Source organism: Pseudomonas sp. MWU347 (assembly GCF_017947305.1).
GTDB lineage: Bacteria > Pseudomonadota > Gammaproteobacteria > Pseudomonadales > Pseudomonadaceae > Aquipseudomonas > Aquipseudomonas putida_A.
Map to the genome: position 1 here is coordinate 422608 of NZ_JAFGZB010000001.1, position 26226 is coordinate 448833.

25 protein-coding genes are annotated in these 26226 nt (G+C 61.4%); 13 read left to right on the plus strand and 12 right to left on the minus strand.

What is annotated here, in order from left to right; translation table 11 throughout:
- Positions 1-58: 58 nt before the first annotated feature.
- A complete protein-coding gene (gene argH / locus KCG87_RS01905) occupies positions 59-1453 on the plus strand; it encodes an argininosuccinate lyase (RefSeq protein ID WP_135296821.1) in 1395 nt (464 codons plus the stop codon).
- A gap of 128 nt (positions 1454-1581) precedes the next feature.
- On the opposite strand, the gene KCG87_RS01910 is transcribed toward argH, so the two are convergent.
- On the minus strand, positions 1582-2241 hold the full coding sequence (locus KCG87_RS01910) for a glutathione S-transferase (RefSeq protein WP_210556348.1): 660 nt from the start codon (positions 2239-2241) through the stop codon (positions 1582-1584).
- Between the two features lie 123 nt (positions 2242-2364).
- On the opposite strand from KCG87_RS01910, the gene KCG87_RS01915 reads away from it, so the two are divergent.
- From KCG87_RS01915 to KCG87_RS01925, 3 genes are all read left to right on the plus strand, one after another.
- Complete coding sequence (locus KCG87_RS01915) at positions 2365-2649, plus strand: hypothetical protein (protein ID WP_027610447.1); 285 nt, start codon at positions 2365-2367, stop codon at positions 2647-2649.
- Positions 2650-2907: 258 nt separating this feature from the next.
- A complete protein-coding gene (locus KCG87_RS01920; protein ID WP_098966233.1) occupies positions 2908-3153 on the plus strand; it encodes a TIGR02647 family protein in 246 nt (81 codons plus the stop codon).
- Positions 3154-3337: 184 nt separating this feature from the next.
- Positions 3338-6181, plus strand: coding sequence for a class I adenylate cyclase (locus KCG87_RS01925; RefSeq protein ID WP_210556347.1), 2844 nt, complete (start codon positions 3338-3340; stop codon positions 6179-6181).
- A gap of 7 nt (positions 6182-6188) precedes the next feature.
- Here the strand turns inward: KCG87_RS01925 and rnk are convergent, their stop codons facing one another.
- The 3 genes from rnk to cyaY all read right to left on the minus strand — a co-directional run bounded on the left by rnk (position 6189) and on the right by cyaY (position 7423).
- Complete coding sequence (rnk, locus tag KCG87_RS01930) at positions 6189-6608, minus strand: nucleoside diphosphate kinase regulator (protein ID WP_003229397.1); 420 nt, start codon at positions 6606-6608, stop codon at positions 6189-6191.
- Between the two features lie 259 nt (positions 6609-6867).
- Entirely contained in the window at positions 6868-7086 is a 219-nt protein-coding gene (locus KCG87_RS01935) for a DUF1289 domain-containing protein (RefSeq protein ID WP_081730175.1), read from the minus strand.
- A 4-nt stretch (positions 7087-7090) separates the two neighbouring features.
- Positions 7091-7423, minus strand: a complete 333-nt coding sequence (gene cyaY, locus KCG87_RS01940; RefSeq protein WP_003229398.1) for an iron donor protein CyaY — start codon at positions 7421-7423, stop codon at positions 7091-7093.
- A 316-nt stretch (positions 7424-7739) separates the two neighbouring features.
- On the opposite strand from cyaY, the gene KCG87_RS01945 reads away from it, so the two are divergent.
- From KCG87_RS01945 to KCG87_RS01970, 6 genes are read left to right on the plus strand one after another with little or no spacing between them, the layout of a single operon-like run.
- A complete protein-coding gene (locus KCG87_RS01945) occupies positions 7740-7913 on the plus strand; it encodes a lipoprotein (protein ID WP_007911098.1) in 174 nt (57 codons plus the stop codon).
- A gap of 9 nt (positions 7914-7922) precedes the next feature.
- Positions 7923-9170, plus strand: coding sequence for a diaminopimelate decarboxylase (gene lysA, locus KCG87_RS01950; RefSeq protein WP_098966238.1), 1248 nt, complete (start codon positions 7923-7925; stop codon positions 9168-9170).
- 3 nt (positions 9171-9173) lie between these two features.
- The gene (gene dapF, locus KCG87_RS01955) at positions 9174-10004 is read left to right on the plus strand and encodes a diaminopimelate epimerase (protein WP_139055128.1); all 831 of its coding nucleotides are present in this window, start codon (positions 9174-9176) and stop codon (positions 10002-10004) included.
- 13 nt (positions 10005-10017) lie between these two features.
- A complete protein-coding gene (locus KCG87_RS01960) occupies positions 10018-10743 on the plus strand; it encodes a DUF484 family protein (protein ID WP_097089519.1) in 726 nt (241 codons plus the stop codon).
- A gap of 2 nt (positions 10744-10745) precedes the next feature.
- On the plus strand, positions 10746-11645 hold the full coding sequence (xerC, locus tag KCG87_RS01965) for a tyrosine recombinase XerC (RefSeq protein ID WP_003229409.1): 900 nt from the start codon (positions 10746-10748) through the stop codon (positions 11643-11645).
- Positions 11642-12349 (plus strand): HAD-IA family hydrolase, encoded by a 708-nt coding sequence (locus KCG87_RS01970; protein WP_210556346.1) that lies wholly within the window; start codon positions 11642-11644, stop codon positions 12347-12349. Before xerC ends, KCG87_RS01970 begins: the two co-directional genes overlap by 4 nt.
- Positions 12350-12540: 191 nt before the next feature.
- Here KCG87_RS01970 and sutA read toward each other — a convergent pair whose 3' ends face one another.
- The 4 genes from sutA to glnK form a co-directional block, all read right to left on the minus strand.
- Positions 12541-12867, minus strand: a complete 327-nt coding sequence (gene sutA / locus KCG87_RS01975) for a transcriptional regulator SutA (protein ID WP_003229413.1) — start codon at positions 12865-12867, stop codon at positions 12541-12543.
- 102 nt (positions 12868-12969) lie between these two features.
- Positions 12970-13395: a secondary thiamine-phosphate synthase enzyme YjbQ gene (locus tag KCG87_RS01980; RefSeq protein WP_003229414.1), complete on the minus strand. Its 426-nt coding sequence runs from the start codon at positions 13393-13395 to the stop codon at positions 12970-12972.
- Between the two features lie 215 nt (positions 13396-13610).
- A complete protein-coding gene (locus tag KCG87_RS01985) occupies positions 13611-14948 on the minus strand; it encodes an ammonium transporter (protein WP_134784949.1) in 1338 nt (445 codons plus the stop codon).
- 37 nt (positions 14949-14985) lie between these two features.
- Positions 14986-15324 carry a P-II family nitrogen regulator gene (gene glnK, locus KCG87_RS01990; RefSeq protein ID WP_002555808.1) on the minus strand — a complete coding sequence of 113 codons (339 nt, stop codon included), beginning with the start codon at positions 15322-15324 and terminating at the stop codon, positions 14986-14988.
- Positions 15325-15737: 413 nt separating this feature from the next.
- On the opposite strand from glnK, the gene KCG87_RS01995 reads away from it, so the two are divergent.
- Together KCG87_RS01995 and KCG87_RS02000 are read left to right on the plus strand one after the other, a co-directional pair.
- Positions 15738-15998 carry an accessory factor UbiK family protein gene (locus KCG87_RS01995; RefSeq protein WP_007920416.1) on the plus strand — a complete coding sequence of 87 codons (261 nt, stop codon included), beginning with the start codon at positions 15738-15740 and terminating at the stop codon, positions 15996-15998.
- 764 nt (positions 15999-16762) lie between these two features.
- Positions 16763-18256: a YifB family Mg chelatase-like AAA ATPase gene (locus tag KCG87_RS02000; RefSeq protein ID WP_210556345.1), complete on the plus strand. Its 1494-nt coding sequence runs from the start codon at positions 16763-16765 to the stop codon at positions 18254-18256.
- On the opposite strand, the gene KCG87_RS02005 is transcribed toward KCG87_RS02000, so the two are convergent.
- The 3 genes from KCG87_RS02005 to KCG87_RS02015 form a co-directional block, all read right to left on the minus strand.
- Positions 18253-19467, minus strand: a complete 1215-nt coding sequence (locus KCG87_RS02005) for an aldose 1-epimerase family protein (RefSeq protein ID WP_098966246.1) — start codon at positions 19465-19467, stop codon at positions 18253-18255. The two genes, KCG87_RS02000 and KCG87_RS02005, sit on opposite strands and share 4 nt — an antisense overlap.
- A gap of 219 nt (positions 19468-19686) precedes the next feature.
- Positions 19687-21663, minus strand: coding sequence for a methyl-accepting chemotaxis protein (locus KCG87_RS02010; protein ID WP_139055125.1), 1977 nt, complete (start codon positions 21661-21663; stop codon positions 19687-19689).
- Positions 21664-21844: 181 nt separating this feature from the next.
- The gene (locus KCG87_RS02015) at positions 21845-22765 is read right to left on the minus strand and encodes a LysR substrate-binding domain-containing protein (RefSeq protein ID WP_210556344.1); all 921 of its coding nucleotides are present in this window, start codon (positions 22763-22765) and stop codon (positions 21845-21847) included.
- Positions 22766-22924: 159 nt separating this feature from the next.
- On the opposite strand from KCG87_RS02015, the gene KCG87_RS02020 reads away from it, so the two are divergent.
- The gene (locus tag KCG87_RS02020) at positions 22925-24322 is read left to right on the plus strand and encodes a NorM family multidrug efflux MATE transporter (RefSeq protein WP_135296827.1); all 1398 of its coding nucleotides are present in this window, start codon (positions 22925-22927) and stop codon (positions 24320-24322) included.
- Between the two features lie 127 nt (positions 24323-24449).
- On the opposite strand, the gene KCG87_RS02025 is transcribed toward KCG87_RS02020, so the two are convergent.
- Positions 24450-26123: a bifunctional diguanylate cyclase/phosphodiesterase gene (locus KCG87_RS02025; protein ID WP_027610431.1), complete on the minus strand. Its 1674-nt coding sequence runs from the start codon at positions 26121-26123 to the stop codon at positions 24450-24452.
- Positions 26124-26226 lie beyond the last annotated feature (103 nt).

The window sequence follows — 26226 nt, forward strand, 5'->3', positions numbered from 1 at the left end:
GTTATTATCCGCGCCAGCGTTTCACGCCTTCTTTCTTCAAGCCGATACGAGCGAATTCATGAGCACTGACAAGACCAATCAGTCCTGGGGCGGCCGCTTCAGTGAACCCGTCGACGCCTTCGTCGCCCGCTTCACCGCCTCCGTCACCTTCGACCAGCGCCTGTATCGCCACGACATCATGGGCTCGATCGCCCACGCCACCATGCTGGCCAAGGTCGGCGTGCTGACCGATGCCGAGCGCGACAGCATCATCGACGGCCTGAAGACCATTCAGGGCGAAATCGAAGCCGGCCAGTTCGACTGGCGCGTCGACCTCGAAGACGTGCACATGAACATCGAAGCGCGCCTGACCGATCGCATCGGCATCACCGGCAAGAAACTGCACACCGGGCGCAGCCGCAACGACCAGGTCGCCACCGACATCCGCCTGTGGCTGCGCGACGAGATCGACCTGATCCTGGCCGAGATCACCCGCCTGCAAAAAGGCCTGCTGGAGCAGGCCGAACGTGAAGCGGCGAGCATCATGCCCGGCTTCACTCACTTGCAAACTGCTCAGCCAGTGACCTTCGGGCATCACATGCTGGCCTGGTTCGAAATGCTCAGCCGCGACTACGAGCGCCTGGTCGACTGCCGCAAGCGCACCAACCGCATGCCACTGGGCAGCGCCGCGCTGGCCGGCACCACCTACCCGATCGATCGCGAATACACCGCGCAACTGCTGGGCTTCGACGCCGTGGGCGGCAACTCGCTGGACAACGTTTCCGATCGCGATTTCGCCATCGAATTCTGCTCGGCCGCGAGCATCGCGATGATGCACCTGTCGCGATTCTCCGAAGAGCTGGTGCTGTGGACCAGCGCGCAGTTCCAGTTCATCGATCTGCCGGACCGCTTCTGCACCGGCAGCTCGATCATGCCGCAAAAGAAAAATCCGGACGTGCCGGAACTGGTTCGCGGCAAGACCGGCCGCGTGTTCGGCGCCCTGATGGGTCTGCTGACCCTGATGAAGGGCCAGCCACTGGCCTACAACAAGGACAACCAGGAAGACAAAGAGCCGCTGTTCGACGCCGCCGACACCCTGCGCGATTCGCTGCGGGCGTTTGCCGACATGATCCCGGCGATCAAACCGAAACACGCGATCATGCGCGAAGCGGCCCTGCGTGGTTTCTCCACCGCGACCGACCTGGCGGACTACCTGGTGCGCCGTGGCCTGCCGTTCCGTGACTGCCACGAAATCGTCGGTCACGCGGTGAAGTACGGCGTCGACACCGGCAAGGATCTGGCCGAGATGAGCCTGGAAGAACTGCGACAGTTCAGCGACCAGATCGAGCAGGACGTGTTCGCCGTGCTGACCCTGGAAGGCTCGGTGAATGCCCGTGACCATATCGGCGGGACGGCGCCGGCGCAGGTCAAGGCAGCGGTGGTTCGCGGTCAGGCCGTCATCGCCAGCCGCTAAAGGTCAAAAGCTTCGCGAGCAAGCCCGCTCCCACATTTGGATTGATGTTGAACACAACATTGTGACCAACGAAATCCCCAGTGGGAGCGGGCTTGCTCGCGAATGCGTCCTTCAGAACGCCAAAAAACTTACTTCTTGGCAGCGATCATCGCCAAAAACGCCGGCATCGCCGCCTCTTTGTCCGCTGCAATCTTCTGCACATGCGGATTCTGCTCTAGCCGCTCCAGCAGCGCCTTGGCTTTCGGCATCTCTGCCAGCAAATCGATCCCGAACAGTTTCTGCCCGACCGCACAGGCCAGCGGCACGCTGTACAGGAAATACAAATCCGCGATGCTCAAACTGTCGCCCGCCACGTACGGGGCGAATTTGCCGTGGCGGCCCAGTGCCGCGAAACCCAGCAGCAGCTCGGCTTGGGTTTTCTCCTTGATCGCCTCCGGCACCGGCGAGCCGAAGAACGCTTCGCCATAACAGGCGCGGCCCGGCAGTTCGATGTACAACTCGATTTCCTTGGCGATCGCCAGCACCTGCGCCCGCTCGAATGGATCGCTCGGCAGCAGCGGCGTGCCCTTCTGGGTCTGCTCGAGGTATTCAAGGATGATCGCGGTTTCGTTAATAAATCCGGCATCGACGCCGAGTACCGGTACTTTGCCGCGCGGGCTGATCGCCAGCGATTGCGGGGTCGGCGTCGGGTAGAACGTCACCTCTTCGAACGGCAGGCCTTTTTCCAGCAGCGCCAGCTTGACCATGTTGTAGTAGTTGCTGACAGCGAATCCGTAGAGCTTGAACATCACATAGCCTCCAGGCCGTGCGGGGTGGGCAGTCACTGTTTATAGATCGCCGGGCGTGATCCTGCCAGCAGCATCACGCCGCTGAATGCGGGTAAACTGGCGCCTTTCCTTGAGGAGCCTGCCATGAGCGAGCCGACTGACATCGACAATGATGAAGAAGAGTTCACCGAATCGACGCTGATCGAAGCGATCGAGAACCAGATCGAAAGCGACAACCCGCCAGCGGCCAAGGCAACCTTCAACAAGCTGACGCTGGTCGGTTACGAGCGTGATGACATCCTGAATCTGATGGCCCACGTGCTGGCCTACGAAATCGACGCGATGCTCGACGAAGACCGCGCGTTCAATACCGAGTGGTATGAAACCGCGCTGCGTGCGTTGCCAGAGTTGCCACCGGAAAAGCAGTAACAACACATTTCCCCTGTGGGAGCGGGCTTGCTCGCGAAGGCGGTGGATCAATCACGAACAGGGCGACTGACCCGACGCCTTCGCGAGCAAGCCCGCTCCCACAAGGTTTGTAACGTATCCATCCAGCCATCTCTCCGGCCCCGACTACACTGGAATTCGCCTCAAGACAAAATCCCTGATCTGAGCACTGGACATGCCGCAAAAGCGGGTTCACCTTAGGGGCGCTGTCGTCCAATTCCTAGAAAGTCTGGAGTCCTTATGTCGCTTACCCCTGAGCTGGTTGCCGAACTGGAAGTCCTCGCACTCTTTCCCCTGGACAGTTCCCAGGAAGGTTTGAAAATTCATCAGACCGCTGCCCCGAAACATATCGCCGCCGCCAAACGCCTCTTCGAGAAAGACCTCACCGACAAGCCCGATGGCGGGTATCTGACCAGCCTGGGTCGTGATGCCGCGCAAAATGTGCAAACCGTGCTGACCATTCTGAGAGAACAGGAAACCGCCTGATTTTTCCCGTCTTCGCCCACGGGAACTCCTGCCACGGGATTTCCGCGGGCCCGCTTGATCGCTCACCGCTAAAAATCTGACGTCAAAAAACAAATTCAGCTTAAAAGTCCCGCTGCGCAAAGGCTAAACTGCCTCCCATTCCGAGACCCTCTTCGTCCGAGCCTGCGAGCCGGTTTGAGCTGACATGACGCGCACCCATGAAATCCGCCCCGACCTGGACGAAGGCATCGACCGCAAGGTGCTCAGCCAGCTGCGCGCGCGTTTTCTCAAACTCAATGAAGGCCGGCTCGGCCGGGCACTTGAAGGCCTGTCGAGCCGCCAGCAAGGCGTGCTGACCCTGCTGCCGCTGTTCTTCCACGTCAATCACCCGCTGTTGCCGGGCTATGTTTCCGGCAGCACCCCCGCCGGGCTGTCCAACTATGAACCGGACGCCAGCGCCCTCACCGAAGCGCAGCGCCTGACCCGCTCGTTCTCCTACAAGCCGCGCCATGGCAGCAACCCGCCTCGGCCGATTCACGGACTGTTTCTGATGGGCAGCCTCGGCACCCTGGCCCAGGCCGATCAGAGCGACATGGACGTGTGGGTTTGCCACGCACCGGACCTGAGCGAAAACGAACTCGCCGAGCTGCGCAAAAAATGCCAGCTCCTCGAAGCCTGGGCCGCGACCCAAGGCGCCGAGGCGCACTTCTTCCTGATCGACCCGGTACGCTTCGTCAAAGGCGAACGCGACACCCAGCTCAGCTCCGAAAACTGCGGCAGCACGCAGCACTATCTGTTGCTGGACGAGTTTTATCGCACTGCGATCTGGCTGGCCGGGCGCACACCGATCTGGTGGCTGGTGCCGGTCTACGAAGAAAGCGCTTACGACCTGTACACCCACACTCTGCTGTCCAAGCGTTTCATTCGCGCCGACGAGACGCTTGATCTCGGGCATCTGGCGACAATTCCGCCGGGCGAGTTCATCGGTGCCGGCCTGTGGCAATTGTTCAAGGGCATCGAATCGCCCTACAAGTCGGTGCTCAAGCTGTTGCTGACCGAGGTCTACGCCAGCGAACACCCGCAAGTGCAGTGCCTGAGCCTGCGCTACAAGCAGGCCGTGTTCGCCAATCAGCTGGATCTGGATGAGCTGGATCCGTACATGGTGGTGTACCGACGCATCGAGGAATACCTCAGCGCCCGCAACGAGCCGGAGCGTCTGGAGCTGGTGCGGCGCGCGCTGTACCTCAAGGTCAACCGCAAGCTCACCGGCAACAGCCGCACCCAGAGCTGGCAGCGCTCGTTGCTGGAACGCCTGGCGCACGAATGGCATTGGGATCAGCGCCAGCTGGCCTTGCTCGACAGCCGCAGCCAGTGGAAAGTCCGCCAGGTCAGCGCCGAACGCCGCGCGCTGGTCAATGAGCTGAATTACAGCTACCGCTTCCTGACCCAGTTCGCCCGCAGCGAACAGACCGTCAGCCTGATCAACAAGCGCGACCTGAACGTGCTCGGTCGTCGCCTGTACGCCGCGTTCGAGCGCAAGGCCGACAAGGTCGAATTCATCAATCCCGGCATCGCCCCGGATCTGGCCGAAGACACCCTGACGCTGGTGCAATCGCCGAATAAAAAAGAGCCTGGGCAAACCCAGTGGGGCTTGTACAACGGCAGCCTGAATGCCCTGGAATGGGAGCACTTCGCGCCGATCAAGCGCAGCCGCGAACTGCTCGAACTGCTGACCTGGTGCCATCGCAACGGTGTGATCGATAGCAGCACCCGACTGGCGCTGCACCCCGGTACCAGCGACATGAGCGAGTTCGAGTTGTTCAACCTGCTCGGCAGCCTGCAGCAGTGCATCGCCCTGCCCCTGCCGACCGTTGCCGAAGAACGACTGCTGCGCGCTGCGGTGCCGAGCGAAGTGCTGATGCTGGTCAACGTCGGTGTCGATCCGCTCAAGCACCACCGCGACCTGAACATCCTGATGACCACCGAGCGTACTGACTCGCTGAGTTACGCCGGGGTGCGCGAAAACCTTGTGCTGACCCTCGATCAGGTCACGCTCAACAGCTGGAATGAAGTGCTGGTCAACCGTTTCGACGGCCCCCACGCGCTGCTCGATTGCCTGCGCGACTACCTCAACAATCTGCCGCGCGGCGCGCAGCAGCCGTCATTGAAGGTGCGCTGCTTCTGCCACAACCGCGCGCAGTTCATTGCCCGGCGCGTGGAAGAAGTCATCGACACCGCGCAGACCCTGCTGCTCAGCGAGCTCAATCACCGCTACCTGATTCAGGTGCAACAGCACTATCACGTGCTGGAGCTGGTGCCGGGCCAGGTCAACCATGTCGCACTCGCCACACTGCCGGCGCTGCTCGATTATCTGGGCGAAGAACAGCCGCGCTACAGCCCGCTGCACCTGGACCCGATGGCGCTGGAGGATCACGACCTCGCGTTGATCCTGCCGATGGGTCAGCCGGAATCGATTCAGGTGTTCTACCGGATCAGCGAACAACAGGCCGAGCTGTACGTGCTGGATGAGTTCAACGCGCTGTGGCAACAGCATCTGCCGTATCACGATGAACAGAGCCTGCTGGTACCGCTGCAGCGCTTCCTGCAATCGATCCAGTACCGACGCGAAGCGCTGTTGCCGATGGATGGCAGCCCGGCGGTCGGCCTCGACACCTTGTATTACCAGCTATTGCCTTCCGGCCCCGGGCGGGCGCGCCGGGTCGAACCACGACCGGCGCCGCAGACACCGGTCAACAAACCGTTCTACGACGTGCAGGCGATCGTCGGCAAAGCCGCACCGGGAGAGGTGCAGGTCACCTTATATTGCAATCAACGGGAATTCAGCGAGCTGGAATATGGCGACCAGCTGTTCCATGTGGTCGCCCGGGAGATCGTCGAGCAGCGCCGCGAGACCGAGCGCTATCGCTGCTACATCACCGACCTGGACCTCTCGGGCCTGCTCGGTGATGGTCAGAGTTCAAGCAATTTGTATCTGCGCTACAAGGCCGACCTGGAGCGCGCCCTGAACGAGGCGCTCGAACAGGTCTGAGGCGGGATCACTCGCGGAATTCACCGCCGTTGGCAGGCTGCGATTCAACTTCCAGCAACGTCAGTTTCAGGGTCTTGCCACCCGGAGCCGGCCAGTCGATGTGCTGACCGACCTTCAGGCCCAGCAGCGCGCTGCCGACCGGCGCGAGGATCGAGATCTTGCCTTCGTCGGCGTTGGCATCCTTGGGGTAGACCAGCGTCAGGTGATAGTCCTTGCCGCTGCCTTCTTCGCGGCAGTGCACGCGGGAATTCATCGTCACGACATCGGCGGGCACTTCATCGTGGCCGACCAGCGTATCGGCGCGGTCCAGTTCGGTTTGCAGCGCGATCACGCCCGGCGCAGCCTGGTCTTTCTCATTCAGGTTGTCGATCAAGCGCTCCAGACGTTGCACGTCCAGACGGGTAAGAGTGATGGAAGGTGCGGTCATGATCCGGGCAGACTCCTTTCTTCTGCACACAAAAAAAGCAAAACCCCGCCAAAAAAGACGGGGTTTTCACCATGCCTCGATGGGTTGAGGCGTGTTCGGACACTATCACAGCTCAAAAAATATACAAGCCACCCACTTTTGATCTGGCAAGAACCCCTGTGGCGAGGGGATTTATCCCCGATGGGTCGCGCAGCGGCCCCAAGCTTCTGAGACTGCTGCGCAGTCTATCGGGGATAAATCCCCTCACCACAAGGTCGAGTCAAGTCAGGGCTTTTCGTGCGGCAGCCTGCTGGCAGATGATCCGACGGCGCTGATCGTCTGCCGAGCGCCATTCGCGAATATCCTCGACATGGCGGAAGCAGCCGAGACAAACCTTCTGTTCATCCAGCCGGCACACGCCGCTGCACGGCGAAGGCACGGCCGGGCTGATGTTGCTGTAAAGCGGCTTTGGCGGACGAACAGGTGCGCTATCAGTCACGAAATCACAGACCTTCGAAATCGAATTCGACACCGGCCTGCTGCTTGACGATGCGCTCGAGCATCTCGCCCAGTTGCTCTTCGCTCTTGTCGCACATCCAGCGCTCGCTCTCTTCGTCGTAGTCGAAGTGGAAACCGCCGGAGACCGCCGCCAACCACAGCTGGCGCAACGGCTCCTGACGACTGAAAATCAGCTGCGTGCCGTTTTCAAACTTCACAGTCAGTACACCGGCCGAGCTTTCCAGGTCGATATCCAGGTCGCTTTCGTCAAAGATGTCCTCCAGTTTTTCCTGGGTTTCATCGACCAGATCGTGGAAACGCGCTTCGGACAAACTCATTGTGGCAACCTCAAAAAATGTCTGATCAGGCTCAAGCGCCGCAAGATACGGACGCTGCCGGCCGATTGCAAAGATTAACGACCAAGCACCTGCCGGCACATCCAACACAACACTTGTGGGAGCGGGCTTGCTCGCGAAGGGGCCGGCACATCCAGCATTTTTCTCGACTGGACCGACGCCTTCGCGGGCAAGCCCGCTCCCACAGGGGTTTATGCGTATTCAGACAGCCCCGCCGGACGGGAACCCCCTCGCATAGGCAAGCTGCCGGGTGGCCGGTATACTCCGGCGCAATTAACGCATTTTCAAGGATTTCGCCATGAAGCGCCTGATCTCTTCCCTTGCTGCGCTCGTCGCGGTTGCCTGCCTCGTTTCGGCCTGTGGTCAAAAAGGCCCGCTGTACCTGCCGGATGACGATCAGGACCCGGCCGAGCAAGCCCAGTCTTCGCAGAAGCAGCCGTCCAAAGCACACAAGCACGACGTTTACCAATAAGGGATCGCCATGGACGCTTTTAACTACCGTGGCGGGGAGCTGTTCGCGGAAGGTGTGGCGCTGTCCGCCATCGCCGACCGCTTCGGCACGCCCACCTACGTCTACTCGCGTGCGCACATCGAAGCCCAGTATCTGGCCTACGCCGACGCGCTGGCCGGCATGCCGCACCTGGTCTGCTACGCCGTCAAGGCCAACTCCAACCTCGGGGTTCTGAATGTCCTGGCCCGTCTCGGCGCCGGTTTCGACATCGTTTCCCGTGGCGAGCTGGAACGTGTACTCGCCGCTGGCGGCAGCGCCGACAAAATCGTGTTCTCCGGCGTCGGCAAGACCCGTGACGACATGCGTCGCGCGCTGGAAGTCGGCGTGCACTGCTTCAACGTCGAATCCACCGACGAGCTCGAGCGCCTGCAAGTCGTGGCTGCCGAGCTGGGTGTTCGCGCACCGGTCTCGCTGCGCGTGAACCCGGACGTCGACGCCGGCACCCACCCGTACATTTCCACCGGTCTCAAAGAGAACAAGTTCGGCATCGCCATTGCCGACGCCGAAGACGTGTACGTGCGTGCCGCGCACCTGCCGAACCTGGAAGTGATCGGCGTCGATTGCCACATCGGTTCGCAATTGACCACGCTGCCACCGTTCCTCGATGCCCTCGATCGCTTGCTGGATCTGGTCGACCGCCTCGGCGATTGCGGCATCCACCTGCGCCACATCGATCTCGGTGGCGGCCTGGGCGTGCGTTATCGCGATGAAGAGCCGCCGCTGGCCGGCGACTACATCAAGGCCGTGCGCGAGCGTCTGAACGGCCGTGACCTGGCGCTGGTGTTCGAACCGGGCCGCTTCATCGTCGCCAACGCTGGCGTGCTGCTGACTCAGGTCGAGTACCTCAAGCACACCGAACACAAGGATTTCGCCATCGTCGACGCGGCGATGAACGACCTGATCCGCCCGGCGCTGTATCAGGCCTGGATGGACGTCACTGCGATCAAACCGCGTGACTCCGCTGCGCGCAAATACGACATCGTCGGCCCGATCTGCGAAACCGGCGATTTCCTCGCCAAGGATCGTGAGCTGGCGCTGGAAGAAGGCGACCTGCTGGCCGTGCATTCGGCCGGTGCCTACGGCTTCGTGATGAGTTCCAACTACAACACCCGTGGCCGTGCCGCTGAAGTGTTGGTAGACGGTGATCAGGTTTTTGAAGTGCGCCGCCGCGAAACCGTGGCCGAGCTGTTTGCCGGCGAAAGCCTGCTGCCGGAGTAACCCATGCTGCTGCGTTTTACCAAAATGCACGGCCTGGGCAATGACTTCATGGTTCTCGACCTGGTCAGCCAGCACGCGCATATTCAGCCCAAGCACGCCAAGCAATGGGGCGACCGGCACACCGGTATCGGTTTCGACCAGTTGCTGATCGTCGAAGCGCCGAGCAACCCGGACGTGGATTTCCGTTACCGGATCTTCAACTCCGATGGCTCGGAAGTGGAACAGTGCGGCAACGGTGCGCGCTGCTTCGCCCGCTTCGTGCTCGACAAACGTCTGACGGCCAAGCGGCAGATTCGCGTCGAGACCAAGGGCGGCATCATCGAGCTGGACGTGCGTAACGACGGCCAGATCGGGGTGAACATGGGCGCGCCGCGTCTGGTGCCGGCGGATATTCCGTTCGACGCACCGGCGCAGGCCAGCAGCTATCAGCTGGAAGTCGACGGCACCACGGTCGAACTGGCCGCTGTGTCAATGGGCAACCCCCATGCGGTACTGCGCGTACAGGACATCAACAACGCACCGGTGCATGAACTGGGGCCGAAAATCGAACACCATCCGCGCTTCCCGGCGCGGGTCAACGTCGGCTTCCTCCAGGTCATCGACCGCAACCGCGCGCAGTTGCGCGTCTGGGAACGCGGGGCCGGGGAAACCCAGGCCTGCGGCACCGGCGCTTGCGCCGCGGCTGTCGCGGCAATCAGCCAGGGGTGGATGGATTCGCCGCTGTTGATCGACCTGCCCGGCGGGCGTCTGTCCATTGAATGGGCAGGCCCTGGCCACCCGGTGCTGATGACCGGCCCGGCAGTGCGTGTATACGAAGGACAAGTGCGTCTTTGAGTGAGCAGAAGCCATGACCGATAAGCCTCAGGTACCCGCCCGACAGTCCGACGAATCAGCGTCCGAGAGCCTGGAGGCGGCAGCGGTTGCCGCATACCTGGAGGCTCATCCGGACTTCTTCGTCGAGCACGAAGAACTGCTGCCTGCCATGCGCATTCCCCACCAGCGCGGTGACACCGTTTCGCTGGTCGAACGCCAGATGAGCATCCTGCGCGACCGCAACATCGAGATGCGCCACCGCCTCTCGCAGTTGATGGACGTCGCCCGCGACAATGACCGGCTGTTCGACAAGACCCGCCGCCTGATCCTGTCGCTGATGGACGCGGCCAGTCTGGAAGACGTGGTGATCAGCGTCGAAGACAGCCTGCGCCAGGACTTTCAGGTGCCCTTTGTCAGCCTGATCCTGCTCGGCGACAACCCGGCACCGGTTGGCCGCTGGGTGACTCATGCCGACGCGCAAACCGCGATCGGCGGTCTGCTCACCGAAGGCAAGAGCGTCAGCGGCACTCTGCGAGAACATGAGCTGGACTTCCTGTTCGGCGAAGAACAGCGCAAGCAGATCGGCTCCACCGCGGTAGTCGCGGTCAGCCATCAAGGCATCCACGGCATTCTGGCGATCGCCAGCCGTGATCCGCAGCACTACAAGAGTTCGGTGGGCACGCTGTTCCTCAGCTACATCGCTGAAGTCATGGGCCGCGTGCTGCCACGGGTCAACAGCTCCCTGCGCTCGGTACGCTGAGCATGGAACGACAACTGGACGCTTACTGCGAACACTTGCGCAGTGAGCGACAGGTGTCGCCGCACACCCTGTCGGCCTATCGCCGCGACCTCGATAAAGTCCTCGGCTGGTGCCTCAAGCAGAACATTGGCAGTTGGGCGGCGCTGGATATTCAGCGCCTGCGCAGCCTGATCGCCCGCCTGCATGCGCAGGGGCAGTCGTCACGCAGTCTCGCCCGATTGCTTTCGGCGGTGCGCGGGCTCTATCACTACCTCAATCGCGAAGGCCTGTGCGACCACGACCCGGCCACCGGACTGGCGCCGCCGAAAGGCGAACGGCGCTTGCCGAAAACCCTCGACACCGACCGTGCGCTGCAACTGCTTGAGGGTGCGGTCGAGGACGATTTTCTCGCCCGTCGTGATCAGGCGATTCTCGAATTGTTCTATTCCTCGGGCCTGCGCCTGTCCGAGCTGACCGGGCTCAATCTCGATCAGCTGGATCTGGCCGACGGCATGGTTCAGGTGCTCGGCAAGGGCAGCAAGACCCGCCTGCTGCCGGTCGGCAAAAAGGCGCGCGAAGCACTGGAGCAATGGCTGCCGCTGCGGGCCATGACCAACCCGGCCGACGACGCCGTATTCGTCAGCCAACAAGGTCGGCGCCTCGGCCCACGGGCGATTCAGGTGCGAGTAAAACTGGCCGGCGAGCGCGAACTGGGGCAGAACCTGCACCCGCACATGCTGCGGCATTCCTTTGCCAGCCACTTGCTGGAATCCTCGCAGGACCTGCGCGCGGTGCAGGAACTGCTCGGCCACTCGGACATCAAGACCACGCAGATCTACACCCACCTGGACTTCCAGCACCTGGCGGCGGTCTATGACAGCGCCCACCCACGGGCCAAACGCAGCAAAGGCGACGATTCATGAACATCCAGTTGATCACCTTCGACCTCGACGACACTCTGTGGGACACCGCCCCGGTGATCGTCAGCGCCGAAGCGGTATTGCGCCAATGGCTGAGCGAACACGCGCCGAATCTGGGCGCAGTGCCGGTGGAGCATTTGTGGGGGATTCGTGAGCGGGTGCTGGCCAGCGAACCGGGCCTCAAGCACCGCATCAGTGCGTTACGTCGGCGGGTGCTGTTCCACGCACTGGAGGAAGCCGGGTACGCCCACGGCGAAGCTGCGGATCTGGCCGACAAAAGCTTTGAAGTATTCCTGCATGCGCGGCATCAGATCGAGGTGTTCCCGGAGGTCGAACCGACCCTGGAAATCCTTGCCAACCATTACGCACTCGGCGTGGTCACCAACGGCAACGCCGACGTGCGTCGGCTGGGCCTGGCGGATTACTTCAAGTTTGCGCTGTGCGCCGAAGATATCGGCATCGCCAAACCGGATGTGCGGCTGTTTCAGGAGGCGTTGCAGCGTGGTGATGCCACAGCCGAAACCGCCGTACATATCGGCGATCATCCCGGCGATGACATTGCCGGTGCGCAGCAAGCCGGCATGCGCGCAATCTGGTTCAACCCGGCGGGCAAGGTCTGGGAAGCGGAGCGGCTGCCGGATGCCGAGATCCGTAGCCTGACCGATTTGCCGGCAGTGCTCGCCCACTGGAATGCCCTCTCGAACTGATCCACTATCCCCTGTGGGAGCGGGCTTGCTCGCGAAGAGGCCGTGTCAGTCGACATACAATTTGAATGACACACCGCTTTCGCGAGCAAGCCCGCTCCCACAGGGGATTGCGTGTATCCATGACCTCTTTGTTTCAGGCATGAAAAAGCCCGCAGCGACGGCGGGCTTTTTCAGCAAGCAGGTAGCACGCCTCAGATAGGGCGGCTGCCGTACTTGTTATCCGGCTTCTTGGGCGGATCGGCGACCACGTTGGCCTCCACTTCCTGCACCTTGCCGCCGCGCGCAAGGAATTCTTCCATGGCCTTGGCCAGGGCGTCGCGCTCCTTGTTCTTGGCTTCGATGCTCGGCAACTCGTCGATCGACACCGCAGCCTTGGCTTTGCCTTTGGCAGCCGGGGCCGGCGTATCGTCACCGCCATCGTCGTCAGCAACGTCTTCCGCTGCTGCTTCCAGGCCTTCCTCGGCCTCGTCTTCGTCGCCTACTTCGAGGTCGTCGTTTTCCAGATCATCGTCGCTCATGTTCTACCTCATGACTTGCGAAAAGCAGATTAGTTATAGACCAGCTTTGGCGACTGTCGAAAGTCGCCGTAAAAAAATCGGTAACCGCTGGTGACCAACGGTTTACGCCCCTTCACCGTGCAGGGTGGCGAGGACTTTACGGGCACCGCCATGATCACGGTGCTCGCCCAGATAAACACCTTGCCAGGTGCCCAGAGCCAGTCGCCCTGCCGAAACCGGCAGACTGATCTGACAGCCAAGTACGCTGGCCTTGAAGTGCGCCGGGAGGTCGTCCAGGCCTTCGTCGTTATGCTCATAGCCGTCTGTTCCTTGTGGGATCAGACGATTGAAAAATCGTTCGAAGTCGCGACGGACCGCCGGATCGGCGTTCTCGTTGATGGTCAACGACGCCGAGGTATGCTGCAGCCACAAATGCAACAGACCGACCCGGCACGCCTTGAGTTCAGGCAGGCCGGCGAGTAACTCGTCCGTTACCAGATGAAAGCCCCGGGGCCGTGCCCGCAGGGTTATCAGAGTCTGTTGCCACATACAGTTCTCCGCACGTTCGGGGCGCATTCTAGCGCGCTCTGGGAAAAAACAAAGGCCCTAATATTCCTGCAATGATGTAAGCGATTGGCCGCAGAAAAATGCCCGCCGTAAACACGACCAAAGCCGTACGAAAAATCCTTTCAGCCTTCCTTTCAATGACAAATTCCAGACAAAAAAATGCCCGGCGAACCGGGCAAGTTTTTTAATGCGCGTACTTACAGGTTGTAGCCGCGTTCGTTGTGTTGTGCCAGATCCAGACCCACTGCCTCTTCTTCCTCGGTGGCACGCAGGCCCATGACCACGTCCAGTACCTTGAGGATGATGAAGGTGACGATCGCGGTGTAGATCACCGTGAAGCCGACACCTTTGCACTGAATCCACACTTGCGAAGCGATGTCGGTCACGGTGCCGAAGCCACCCAGCGCCGGCGCGGCGAACACGCCGGTGAGGATCGCGCCGAGGATACCGCCGATACCGTGCACGCCGAAGGCATCCAGGGAGTCGTCGTAACCGAGTTTGCGTTTCAGCGTGGTCGCGCAGAAGAAGCACACCACACCGGCCGCCAGACCGATGATCAGCGAGCCCATCGGGCCCACGGTACCGGCTGCCGGCGTGATTGCCACCAGACCTGCAACCACACCCGAGGCAATGCCCAGTGCGCTAGGTTTGCCGTGGGTGATCCACTCGGCGAACATCCAGCCCAGTGCAGCGGCAGCGGTCGCGATCTGAGTCACCAGCATCGCCATACCGGCGGTGCCGTTGGCGGCTGCGGCGGAACCGGCGTTGAAGCCGAACCAGCCGACCCACAGCATGGCCGCGCCCATCAGGGTGTAACCAAGGTTGTGCGGTGCCATCGGGGTGGTCGGGAAGCCTTTGCGCTTGCCCAGCACCAGGCACGCCACCAGACCGGCGATACCGGCGTTGATGTGGACCACGGTGCCGCCCGCGAAATCGAGCACGCCCCAGTCGCCCAGCAGCGAACCCGGACCGCTCCAGACCATGTGCGCGATCGGCGCATAGACCAGCGTGAACCAGACGCCCATGAACACCAGCATCGCGGAGAACTTCATGCGCTCGGCGAAGGCACCGACGATCAGCGCCGGGGTGATGATGGCGAAGGTCATTTGATAAGTGACGAACACTGCTTCAGGGAACAGCGCTGCCGGGCCGGTAATGCTGGCAGGCGTGACGCCCGCGAGGAAGGCCTTGGCAAAGCTGCCGACGAAGGAGTTCAGGTTGACGACGTTGGCTTCCATCCCGGTGGTGTCGAACGCCATGCTGTAGCCATAAAGGAACCACAGGATGGTGACCAGGCCGGTAATGGCGAAGCACTGCATCATCACCGAAAGAATGTTTTTCGACCGCACCATGCCGCCGTAGAACAGCGCGAGGCCCGGAATAGTCATGAACAGCACGAGGGCTGTGGAGGTCAGCATCCAGGCGGTGTCGCCGGAATTGAGGACTGGAGGCGCCACCGGATCTGCCGCCATAGCCAGGCCGGGCATTACGATGGACAACAGGGCGCCTAGCCCTGCGAATTTACGCAGAGTCATATTGTTTTCTCCTGGGGCGTTGGGTTTGTGGCGGCGTTTAGATCGCGTCGGTATCGGTTTCGCCGGTACGGATGCGGATCGCCTGTTCCAGATTGACCACGAAGATCTTGCCGTCACCGATCTTGCCGGTGTTGGCAGCCTTGGTTATCGCCTCGATAACCCGATCCAGATCCTTGTCGTCGATAGCAACGTCGATTTTCACCTTGGGCAGAAAATCGACCACATACTCCGCGCCGCGATACAGCTCGGTGTGACCCTTCTGCCGGCCGAAGCCTTTGACTTCAGTAACGGTAATGCCCTGCACGCCGATTTCGGACAGCGACTCGCGCACGTCGTCCAACTTGAACGGCTTGATGATGGCAGTGACTAGCTTCATGAAACTCTCTCCCGAATTGGTGGACTTGCCCCAGGAAAACAAACCCGACTCAAGTCTAAGCGCAGTGCCTGGCTTTGTAACGCATCGTCGGCCTTACCTGCCCGACTGACGCCAGCTAACCGCTGCCGGCGAAACTCCCCGTCCCGCCTGCCGCACTGCATTCGTCACAGCGACTGCATCAGTGCATGGGTCACTACCGACTAAGCAGAAAGCTTGCCATCTCGCCAAATTCCTCTGATTTCAAGCCCTTGGCCGCTGCCACAGGCGCCCGCGCAAAAAAGCCCCGACGGTTACGCACAACAACGGTGCGCTGCCGTCCGTCCGCTTGCGCGAAAAGCGTGCATCCGTGCCTGCGTCAATGACTATAGACACTGCGTGATACACTGCCCGCCACTGTTTACAGGACACATTCCATGCTCGCGCCCAAAGACTTCCTCGACGCCCTGAGCGGTACCGCCTCCCGCCTGTTCAGCGGCGACACTCCGCTGCCGAAAGCCGAAATCGAAAGCCAGTTCAAGATGCTGCTGCAGAGTGCGTTCAGCAAACTCGATTTGGTGAGCCGTGAAGAGTTTGATAGTCAGATGGTTGTGTTGGCGCGTACCCGCGCTCGCCTCGAAAGCCTTGAGGCCAAAGTCGCCGAGATGGAAGCCAAGCTGACGCCGCCGGCCGAGTAAGTCTGCAGACCCTGAGCAAAAATGCCTTGAAGTTTGCGAAAGAAATTAAACCGCTCCTGCCGAGGCAGGAGCGGTTTCCGTCAGATCAATCCTCTACAATGAATTATTCCAACGGTCTCGCAGAAACTCGTACAGGCGAAAAGCCCATAACGCGATTCTGACGAGGCGCCACATATGTTTAAGAAACTTAGACATACTTTGGCCCTCCTTGCGTGGGGCCAAACCTCCGATGCACTTTCCGGCGTACGAACACCTTCGGGACTACACGTGAGTGTGTCCGCCAAGGCGGCCGGGTGTGAGTCCCTCAAAAAAAGCACCGGCACGGGTCTCACACCGTGTCGAGGAACATGAAGTCTTTGCGCTCCCGGCCACACTTCGCGAATACCCCATGAGTGGGCATCGTCATTGCGGACTTTATGACCGCCCTTAGAAAGCGATTTAAACAACTTGTATCAAGTTGTTAGGAGGCGCTATCAACGGGACCGTTGCCCCCCCTTTCAAGCCCATCTGATACTTGCGCCAATGAGCAAACATGCATAACCTGATCGCACGTGAGTGTGTCCGCAAAGGATACGCAGGCCTTGGCCTCACCGAAGCCTGCAAACTGAAAACCGTCTCCTCAAGGCGGTTTTTTTTCGCCTCGAAATTGGTTGACCGCTTTCCCGCAACATCCAGTGAAAGTTCGCCCCCGCCTGATCGCCCTTCCCCAACTACCCTTCAAAAACCCGCAGGAAGCGGTCCCCGATTCAGCTCAAGGAACGACCATGTCCCTCTCCATCGTCCACAGCCGCGCCCAGGTTGGCGTGGATGCTCCCGCTGTCACCGTCGAAGTCCATCTGGCCAACGGTCTGCCGTCGCTGACCATGGTCGGCCTGCCCGAGGCGGCGGTAAAGGAGAGCAAGGATCGCGTGCGCAGCGCGATCATCAATTCCGGGCTGCAGTTTCCGGCGCGGCGGATCACCTTGAATCTCGCGCCGGCGGACTTGCCCAAGGACGGCGGGCGCTTTGATCTGGCGATTGCCCTGGGGATTCTGTCGGCGAGTGTGCAGGTGCCGTGTCTGACGCTGGATGAGGTGGAATGCCTTGGTGAACTGGCGTTGTCCGGTGCTGTGCGGCCGGTACGCGGGGTGTTGCCGGCGGCACTGGCGGCGCGCAAGGCCGGGCGGGCACTGGTGGTGCCGCGGGCGAATGCCGAGGAAGCGTGCCTTGCTTCGGGTTTGAAGGTGTTTGCGGTGGATCATCTGCTGGAGGCAGTGGCGCATTTCAACGGGCATACGCCGGTCGAGCCTTATGTCTCGGACGGGCTGATCCATGCGGCGAAACCTTATCCCGACCTCAATGAGGTGCAAGGACAGATGGCCGCGAAACGGGCGCTGCTGATCGCGGCGGCGGGCGCACACAACCTGTTGTTCAGCGGGCCGCCGGGGACCGGCAAGACCTTGTTGGCAAGTCGCTTGCCGGGCCTACTGCCGCCACTCTCCGAATGCGAGGCGCTGGAAGTGGCGGCGATTCAATCGGTCGCCAGCGGCGTGCCACTGACCCATTGGCCGCAACGGCCCTTTCGCCAGCCACACCACTCGGCCTCCGGGCCGGCGCTGGTCGGTGGCAGCTCGAAACCGCAACCCGGCGAGATCACCCTCGCCCACCACGGTGTGCTGTTTCTCGACGAGCTTCCGGAATTTGATCGCAAGGTGCTGGAGGTGCTGCGCGAGCCGCTGGAATCCGGGCATATCGTGATTGCCCGAGCCAAGGATCGCGTGCGTTTTCCGGCGCGCTTCCAGTTGGTGGCGGCGATGAATCCGTGCCCTTGTGGATATCTTGGAGAGCCGAGCGGCAAGTGCTCTTGTACACCGGACATGGTGCAGCGCTACCGCAACAAGCTATCGGGGCCGTTGCTGGATCGGATCGATCTGCACCTGACGGTGGCGCGGGAAGCGACGGCGTTGAATCCGGCAGTGAAGCCAGGCGAGGACAGCGCCAATGCGGCAGCCGTGGTGGCCGAGGCACGCGAACGTCAGCAAAAGCGTCAGCGTTGTGCCAATGCGTTCCTCGATCTGCCAGGCCTGAAGCGGCACTGCCAGTTATCCACAGCCGATGAGAAATGGCTGGAGTCAGCCTGCGAACGGCTGACCTTGTCACTACGCTCAGCTCATCGTTTGCTCAAGGTCGCCAGAACCCTGGCAGACCTTGAGCAAGTCGATGCAATCAGCCGTGAGCATCTGGCCGAGGCGCTGCAATACCGGCCGGCGACGCCTTAATGCTCGGTCAGATCCACCAGCGGCGCCTGTCGCACTTCGGTTTCACGCCCGGCCTGGATTTCGCTCACGCGCTTCAAGGCGTTATCCACAGCGCCTTTGTCTGCCAGCAGGCTGTAGCTGATCTGAAACTGTTGGCTGGCCTTTGGCGCAATGGTCGGCACCAGATTCAGCGGACGCTGATAGCGGCGGTTGTAGGAAAAGCTGGTGCCCGGCTCAAGCCCAGTGACATAGCCCTGCCCTTGGGTATCGGTATTTTTCCACAGGGAAAACACTGGCAGCTGTTGTGTATTGAAGCCAACAGAGACACCGAGGCTGCCAGCCTTGTTGTGCAAAACAGTCAGGGTTTCGCCTTTTGCGTCGGCGTAGGGCACGACGTTATAGACGGTTTCGTCGTAGTCCTTGGTTGGACCGCGATAAGTCTGCCAGTCCGCCAACTCGGCTTTGGCCTTGTCGTTGAACGGCGAGACCTGTTTCACCGGCGCCGCGAACCGCGCGCCCTGCTCAAGGAACGGTGTACTGAAGTTGCTGTGATACAGCGCCTGGTATTCCTTCGGATAATCGCCGTTGTTGGTCAGCGTATCGTTGAGGGCAAAGCGCACGCTGCCCGGCTCGGTGACCAGCTCAGTGACGACCGAGAAATCGACTTTCTTGAACGCCTGTTCCTTCAGTTCACCGCGCAGACTGATGGCGTAGGGTGGTTTTTCATCGATGTGCAGCGTGACAGTGCTGGCCGGAATGTTCGCGGCGCGGCCGTGCAGGGTCAGCATCTCGCCATTGTCGATGCCCGGATGGCCGACCCATTCGTAACCGCAGCGGGTCACCAGCTCATTGAAGCCTTCCAGCCAGCCCAGACCACCGCGTCCATTGAGTTCGATGAAGGCCGGGTTGACCACTTCCTTGACCGGCGAATCCCAACCCATGCGCACGTTACCAACCGACGCCTGCAAGACATTCATGCCGCGGGTCGGCACCACCGAGAGTTTCATCGTGCCGTTATCGATATCGACGATGCTGACACCTTCCTGTCGTCCGCCGTGCAAGGTTCGCAGACTCACGGAGAAAGGCTTGTCGGTTTTCAACCCGAGCTGCTCACTGGTAATGCTCCAGTTTTGCGCGGGCTTGTTGGTATCGAGGAGTACGTAATCCCAGGCCATGGCGTGGGAAGCAGCAGAGAGTGCGCCGAATGCAACGGCGAGTTTGAACGGGGTCATGGCAGCAGCCTTTATTGGAGTTGTGCCATTTTTATAGCGCTGCGGAAACGTTTCAGCAAGTCCAGGAGAGTAAGAGATCGAGTGCTTTATCCAGAATTGGCAGTGATGCATTCGCGAGCAGGCTCACTCCTACAGGGGTCTTCAGTGATCACAAATATTGTGATCGACCAATACACCTGTAGGAGTGAGCCTGCTCGCGATAGCTATTTCATCTGCGCATCAACGAAAACGATCAACCTCAGAACGCAAGTCCGCCGCCAATTTCTCAAGCTCCTTGGCGGTCACGGCCAAGTTAGAAACAACCTCACGCTGCTCACTGTTGGCCAGCGCAATGCTCTGCAGGTTACTGCTGAGCAAAGTAGCCGTGCTGCTCTGCTCCTGGGTCGCGGTGGTAATCGCGGCGAACTGCTGCCCTGCCGAACGGCTCTGCTCATCGATCCGCGCCAGCGCCGACGCCACGTTGGCGTTGCGCGACAGGCCTTCCTGCATCAGCAGGTTGCCCTGCTCCATGGTGCTGATGGCGTTGCCGGTTTCCTGCTGGATGCTGTGAATCATCCCGGAGATTTCATCAGTGGCCTGACGGGTGCGCGACGCCAGGTTACGCACCTCATCAGCGACCACGGCAAAACCACGGCCCTGTTCACCGGCACGGGCCGCTTCGATGGCCGCGTTGAGCGCCAGCAGGTTGGTCTGTTCGGCAATCGAGGTGATCACACTGACAATGCCGCCGATTTCCTGGGAACGCTGGCCAAGGGTGTTGATCACGGTAGCCGTGGTGTTCAACGCACCAGCGATTTGCTCAAGCGACGAAGACGCTTCGTCCATGGAAGTACGACCGATCTGCGTCTGCTGAGCGTTTTCCTGGGCCAGACGCTGGGTGGCACCCATGTTGTCGGCAATGTTCAGCGAGGTGGCGCTGAACTCTTCAACTGCGCCGGCCATGCTGGTGATTTCGCCGGACTGCTGCTCCATGCCTTCGTAGGCACCACCGGACAAACCGGACAATGCCTGGGCGCGGCTGTTGACCTCTTCCGAGGAGCGGCGGATGTGTTCGACCATCGTCGACAGCGCCTGGCTCATCTGGTTGAACGCACGGGACAACTGTCCGATCTCGTCGTTGCTCGACACGTTCAGGCGCACGCTCAGATCACCTGCGCCCAGCGCTTCGGCCTGACGCACCAGATCACTCAGCGGCGCCAGTTTGCTGCGCAGCAACCACACCACCGAACCCACCGCCAACAGCATCGCCAGCAGGCTGCCGATGGCCAGTTGCGTGCCGACGCTCCAGGTCACCGCGCGAATCTCGGCTTTCGGCATACTCGCCACCACCGCCCACGGCCCACCGTCGAACGGTACCGAAACACTGTAGAAATCTTCGTTCTTGTCGCCCCAGAACTGACCTTTGCCAGGGGTCTTGGCCAGAGCGCCAATCACCGTAACCGCCTGATCCAATGCCTGGACGCCCGCCGGGGACACCAACCATTTGTTCTGCTCATCCAGCAGCGCCAGCGAACCGGTCTGGCCGATGCGGAAGCGCTTGAGGTTGTCGAACTGGGCGTTCTGCGCATCGGTGTAATCAAAACCAACGAACAACACCGCAATCACCTTGCCGCTGCCATCGCGCACCGGGGTGTATTGGGTCATGTAGGAACGATCGAACAGCAGCGCGCGGCCGACGTAACCCTGACCCGCCATCAACTTCGCGTAGGCCGGATGTGCGTGATCGAGCAAAGTGCCGATGGCGCGCGTGCCGTCCTGTTTGGTCAGCGAGGTGCTGACCCGCACGAAGTCTTCGCCGCTACGCACGAACAGCGTGGCAACGCCGGCGGTCATCTGCTTGAACTCGTCGACTTCCTTGAAGTTGTTGTTCAACACTTCGCTGCCCAAGTGCAGGCCCGGGGTCTGGGTGCCGGCGACGTTCACCGGTTCATCCGGGTGAATGCTCAGGCCCGCGCTGAAGCGCTTCTCGAACAGCCCGCTCAGGCGCTGGGTGCTTTCGCGCAGCGTGCCGTGGAAAGTGCTCAACTGGTCGGCCAGCAGCCGCGCCTCACTGGCGAGGTGCTCTTCACGGGTGGCGAGGTTGGCGGAATCCAGCGAACGCAGGGCGAACACCGTACTGCCGCTGATGACGATCGCCAGTATCACAGCGAGCGCGAGGCCCAGCTGCGAGGCGATCCGAGCGCGAGGTTGAGACATGGACAGCTCCTGGCCGAACTTGCCGATCCTCCTTGATCGCAGCTCGGATAATTTTCTAATGGGGGTGAATCGTGGATACCTGCACGGCGGTTCCACATGCACGTATTCGGCGGTAAAGCCGAATACTTGAGCGAACAGCAGGGTTATGGCACAAGGCCGGCATTGTGGCGGCTCTAACGTTTCAGCTCAAGCGCTTGACCACCGGCAACGCCATGGCCCGCACTTCGCCTTGCAGGAAGTCGCTGAGACGGCGCAAACGTTCACCTCCCGGACGGGTTTTTGGCCATACCAGGTAATAATTCAGGCCGCTGGCGACCGCGGTCGGCCAGGGCAGGCTCAGTCTTCCTTGCGCCACATCTTCGGCGACCATCAGCAGATCGCCCATTGACACCCCGTAGCCTCGCGCCGCGGCGATCATCCCAAGTTCGAGGGTATCGAACACCTGTCCGCCCTTGAGCGAAACCTGATCGGACAGCCCCATATGTTCCAGCCAACTGCGCCAGTCACGCCGATCCGGGGTCGGATGCAGCAACTCCGTGGAGGCCAGCCGCGCCACATCCCACGGCTGGTCATTCAGCAGGTTTGGCGCACCGACCGGGATCAACTCCTCGGGAAACAGCAGGCTGGCCTCCCAGTCGGGCGGGAAGTGCCCATCGCTCAGCAGCACCGCGCAGTCGAAGGGCTCGTTGTTGAAGTCCACCGAATCCACGTCCATCCACGCACTGGTCAGCTGTACCTCATTGCCCGGTTGTAGATGGCGAAAGCGGCTGAGTCGCGCCAGCAGCCAGCGCATGGTCAGGGTCGACGGCGCTTTCATGCGCAGGATGTCGTCTTCGGCGCGCAAGGTGTTGCAGGCGCGCTCCAGCGCCGCGAAACCATCGCGAATGCCGGGCAACAGCATCCGCGCCGATTCCGTCAGTTGCAGGTTGCGCCCACTGCGATGAAACAGCTTGCAGGCGAAATGTTCTTCCAGCGTCTTGATGTGCCGGCTGACTGCACTCTGGGTGATCGACAATTCCTCGGCCGCCCGGGTGAACGAGCTGTGCCGCGCCGCCGCTTCGAATGCGCGCAGGGCATACAAGGGTGGAAGACGACGGGACATACACAAAGCTCCTTTGGCGGCATCCGGCCACCCCGGCGAGGTTTACTCATGATGAGTTTTAATCATGCCACCCATCCTTTTTATCCTTTTGTGCAAACCCTGCCAAGCGCCGAGAATCGACGGTCTCTTGTTCCCTCTGATTGATGGGTGGTGATGACCATGCAGCATCCTGTGCGTACCGAACTCTGGGCCATCCTGCGGCTGGCGGGGCCGTTGATTGCTTCGCAGTTGGCGCACATGTTGATGGTGCTGACCGACACCCTGATGATGGCGCGCCTCAGCCCCGAAGCCCTGGCCGGCGGCGGACTGGGGGCAGCGAGTTATTCATTCGTGTCGATTTTCTGCATCGGCGTGATTGCAGCGGTCGGCACGCTGGTGGCGATCCGTCAGGGCGCCGGCGACATCATCGGCGCGGCCCGCCTGACCCAGGCCGGGTTGTGGCTGGCATGGCTGATGGCGCTGGGCGCCGGGTTGCTGCTGTGGAATTTGAAACCGGTGTTGCTGCTGTTCGGCCAGACCGAAACCAACGTCCATGCCGCCGGGCAATTCCTCATCGCCCTGCCCTTCGCCCTGCCCGGCTACCTGAGCTTCATGGCCCTGCGCGGTTTCACCAGTGCGATCGGCCGGGCGACCCCGGTGATGGTCATCAGCCTCGGCGGCACCGTGGCCAACTTCCTGCTCAATTACGCACTGATCACCGGCATGTTCGGCCTGCCGAAACTGGGGTTGACCGGCATCGGCCTGGTCACGGCAATCGTTGCCAACTGCATGGCGCTCGCGCTGGCCTGGCACATCCGCCGGCACCCGGCCTATGACGCTTACCCGTTGCGCGCCGGCCTGTCGCGGCCAAATCGTCAGTATCTGAAAGAACTGTGGCGCCTCGGTCTGCCGATTGGTGGCACCTACGCGGTCGAAGTCGGCCTGTTTGCCTTCGCGGCCCTGTGCATGGGCACCATGGGCAGCACGCAACTGGGCGCACACCAGATCGCCCTGCAGATCGTTTCGGTGGCATTCATGGTGCCGGCCGGGATGTCCTACGCGATCACCATGCGCGTCGGCCAGCACTACGGCGCCGGGCAACTGAGCGATGCGCGGATGTCCGGCCGGGTCGGCATCGTTTTCGGTGCGGTGGTGATGCTGGGTTTTGCCATGGTGTTCTGGCTGTTGCCGAATCAGTTGGTCGGGTTGTTCCTTGATCACAACGATCCGGCCTTTGCCGAAGTGATTCGTCTGGCGGTGAGCCTGCTGGCGGTGGCGGCGTGGTTCGAGCTGTTTGACGGCACGCAGACCATCGCCATGGGCTGCATCCGTGGACTCAAGGATGCGAAAACCACGTTTCTGGTTGGCCTTGCTTGTTATTGGTTGATTGGCGCACCGGCGGCGTGGTGGATGGCGTTCCACCTGAACTGGGGGCCGACGGGCGTCTGGTGGGGATTGGCGCTGGGCCTGGCCTGCGCGGCGGTGAGCCTGACGCTGGCGTTTGAATGGAAGATGAAGCGGATGATTCAGCGCGAACCTCTGTCATCAAACCAGTACACAGTCGCTCAGGCAGACTGAGATTCCCTTGTGGGAGCGGGCTTGCTCGCGAAAGCGGTGGGTCAGGCAGCCTATGCTTTGACTGACACGACGCCTTCGCGAGCAAGCCCGCTCCCACAGGGATTCATGCCTAACCCGGAGATTGCGTTCAACTGACGATTTCGAGGGCTGGCTGCTGGCTAGAGCCGAAGGTCAGGTATTCAACCAGCTCTGCCAACGGCAACGGCCGGCTGATCAGATAGCCCTGCACCTGATCACAGCCAAACCCGCGCAATAACTCCAGTTGCTCCGGGGTCTCCACGCCCTCCGCCACCACTTCCAGATGCAGGTTATGCGCGAGGTTGATCATCGCGTGCACCAGTTTGCGATTCTCTTCGCGCTGCTCCATGCCGCCGACAAAGCTTTTGTCGATCTTCAGCAAGGTGATCGGCAGGCTGTTGAGGTGCACGAACGAGGAGAACCCGGTGCCGAAGTCATCCAGCGAGAAACGCACGCCGAGACGGCCGAGGGCGTCCATGGTCTGTTTGACCAGATCGCTGCGCCGCATGACGGCGGTTTCGGTGAGCTCAAACTCCAGCCACTGCGCCTCGACCCCGCGCTCGGCAATCAGCCGGCTGAGCGTCGGCAGCAACTGGCTGTCCTGAAACTGGCGGAACGACAGGTTGATCGCCATGTGCAGCGCCGGCAGCCCGCGCTCGCGCAGTGCCTGCATGTCGCGCAACGCGCGGGAAATCACCCAGTAGCCCAGCGGCACGATCAGACCGCTCTGCTCGGCCAGCGGCACGAATTCGCTCGGCGGTAGCAGACCGCGCTCGCCATGGCGCCAGCGCACCAGGGCTTCGAGGCCGACGATCTGCCCGTCTGCAAGATTCAGCCGTGGCTGGTAGTGCAACTCCAGCTCATCGCGGCGCAAGGCCCGGCGCAGCTCACTTTCGAGGTCGGCCATGCTCCGGGCGTTGCGGTTGATGCGTTCGTTGAAGATATGGAAGGTGCAGCCCTGCGTACTCTTGGCCTGCTGCATGGCAATGTGCGCGTGCCACATCAGCGGGTCGGCACCACCCTGTGCACGGGCATGGGCGATGCCGAGGCTGGAGCCGATCAACAGGCTTTCGCCATCGACCCAATACGGTTCGGCGAGGGCTTCGGTAATGCGTTCGGCCATCCACTCGGCGCGTTGCGGCGCGCGGCGGGTGTCGATCAGCAAGGCAAACTCGTCGCTGCCCAGCCGCGCCAGTTGATCCCCGGCCTCAAGCTGACTTTTCAGCCGCGCGACGACTTGCAGGATCAACCGGTCGCCGGCCTGATGACCGAGGGCGTCGTTGGCGTGACGGAAGTTGTCGAGATCGAGATGCCCGAGGGCCAGACCACGGCCGTCGTTTTCCGCCAGGCGCGCCGCGAGCAGGGTCTGGAAGCCCTGGCGGTTGGCGATGCCGGTCAGCGGATCCTGTTCGGCCAGGCGTTGCAGGGTGTTTTCGAGGACGCCGCGTTCACGCACATGGCGCAGACAACGGCGGAGCATGCCGGCGTCGAGGGCGTCGAACACCAGCCAGTCACTGACGCCAACCGGCGCGGTGGCCGGTTCGTGATCCAGCAGCAACACCGTCGGCAGGCTGCAACGGCCCGGGGCCGGCTGCAACGCGGGAACGGTCAACAACACCGCGTGACGATTGTCTTCGAACAGACTGCTGACCGACTCCCAGCTCGGCGCACTGATCAGCACCGCCGCGCTCCCCATCGGAGCCAGACACTCGCGCAATAACGCTGTCCACGCTGGCTCTTCGGCCAGTAGCAGCAAACGCAAGGGTTCGACAGGCGTAGACAAGCTAGCTCCCTAGACTCTGCAATGATGTGGGCGGGGCATTATGCCGTTGCGATGTTCAATGACAACGATTATCAGAACGTTATTTTGTGTCACGAATGAGAAC

Coding starts and splice junctions, on each gene's coding strand:
- lysA (WP_098966238.1), top strand. CDS start 7,923: ATGGACGCTTTTAACTACCGTGGCGGGGAGCTGTTCGCGGAAGGTGTG.
- KCG87_RS01910 (WP_210556348.1), bottom strand. CDS start 2,241: ATGTTCAAGCTCTACGGATTCGCTGTCAGCAACTACTACAACATGGTC.
- KCG87_RS01945 (WP_007911098.1), top strand. CDS start 7,740: ATGAAGCGCCTGATCTCTTCCCTTGCTGCGCTCGTCGCGGTTGCCTGC.
- glnK (WP_002555808.1), bottom strand. CDS start 15,324: ATGAAGCTAGTCACTGCCATCATCAAGCCGTTCAAGTTGGACGACGTG.
- rnk (WP_003229397.1), bottom strand. CDS start 6,608: ATGACCGCACCTTCCATCACTCTTACCCGTCTGGACGTGCAACGTCTG.
- KCG87_RS02005 (WP_098966246.1), bottom strand. CDS start 19,467: ATGACCCCGTTCAAACTCGCCGTTGCATTCGGCGCACTCTCTGCTGCT.
- argH (WP_135296821.1), top strand. CDS start 59: ATGAGCACTGACAAGACCAATCAGTCCTGGGGCGGCCGCTTCAGTGAA.
- KCG87_RS02015 (WP_210556344.1), bottom strand. CDS start 22,765: ATGTCCCGTCGTCTTCCACCCTTGTATGCCCTGCGCGCATTCGAAGCG.
- KCG87_RS01985 (WP_134784949.1), bottom strand. CDS start 14,948: ATGACTCTGCGTAAATTCGCAGGGCTAGGCGCCCTGTTGTCCATCGTA.
- KCG87_RS01980 (WP_003229414.1), bottom strand. CDS start 13,395: ATGTGGCAACAGACTCTGATAACCCTGCGGGCACGGCCCCGGGGCTTT.
- KCG87_RS02010 (WP_139055125.1), bottom strand. CDS start 21,663: ATGTCTCAACCTCGCGCTCGGATCGCCTCGCAGCTGGGCCTCGCGCTC.
- KCG87_RS01995 (WP_007920416.1), top strand. CDS start 15,738: ATGCTCGCGCCCAAAGACTTCCTCGACGCCCTGAGCGGTACCGCCTCC.
- xerC (WP_003229409.1), top strand. CDS start 10,746: ATGGAACGACAACTGGACGCTTACTGCGAACACTTGCGCAGTGAGCGA.
- KCG87_RS01925 (WP_210556347.1), top strand. CDS start 3,338: ATGACGCGCACCCATGAAATCCGCCCCGACCTGGACGAAGGCATCGAC.
- KCG87_RS02000 (WP_210556345.1), top strand. CDS start 16,763: ATGTCCCTCTCCATCGTCCACAGCCGCGCCCAGGTTGGCGTGGATGCT.
- KCG87_RS01960 (WP_097089519.1), top strand. CDS start 10,018: ATGACCGATAAGCCTCAGGTACCCGCCCGACAGTCCGACGAATCAGCG.
- KCG87_RS01970 (WP_210556346.1), top strand. CDS start 11,642: ATGAACATCCAGTTGATCACCTTCGACCTCGACGACACTCTGTGGGAC.
- KCG87_RS01920 (WP_098966233.1), top strand. CDS start 2,908: ATGTCGCTTACCCCTGAGCTGGTTGCCGAACTGGAAGTCCTCGCACTC.
- cyaY (WP_003229398.1), bottom strand. CDS start 7,423: ATGAGTTTGTCCGAAGCGCGTTTCCACGATCTGGTCGATGAAACCCAG.
- dapF (WP_139055128.1), top strand. CDS start 9,174: ATGCTGCTGCGTTTTACCAAAATGCACGGCCTGGGCAATGACTTCATG.
- KCG87_RS01915 (WP_027610447.1), top strand. CDS start 2,365: ATGAGCGAGCCGACTGACATCGACAATGATGAAGAAGAGTTCACCGAA.
- sutA (WP_003229413.1), bottom strand. CDS start 12,867: ATGAGCGACGATGATCTGGAAAACGACGACCTCGAAGTAGGCGACGAA.
- KCG87_RS02020 (WP_135296827.1), top strand. CDS start 22,925: ATGCAGCATCCTGTGCGTACCGAACTCTGGGCCATCCTGCGGCTGGCG.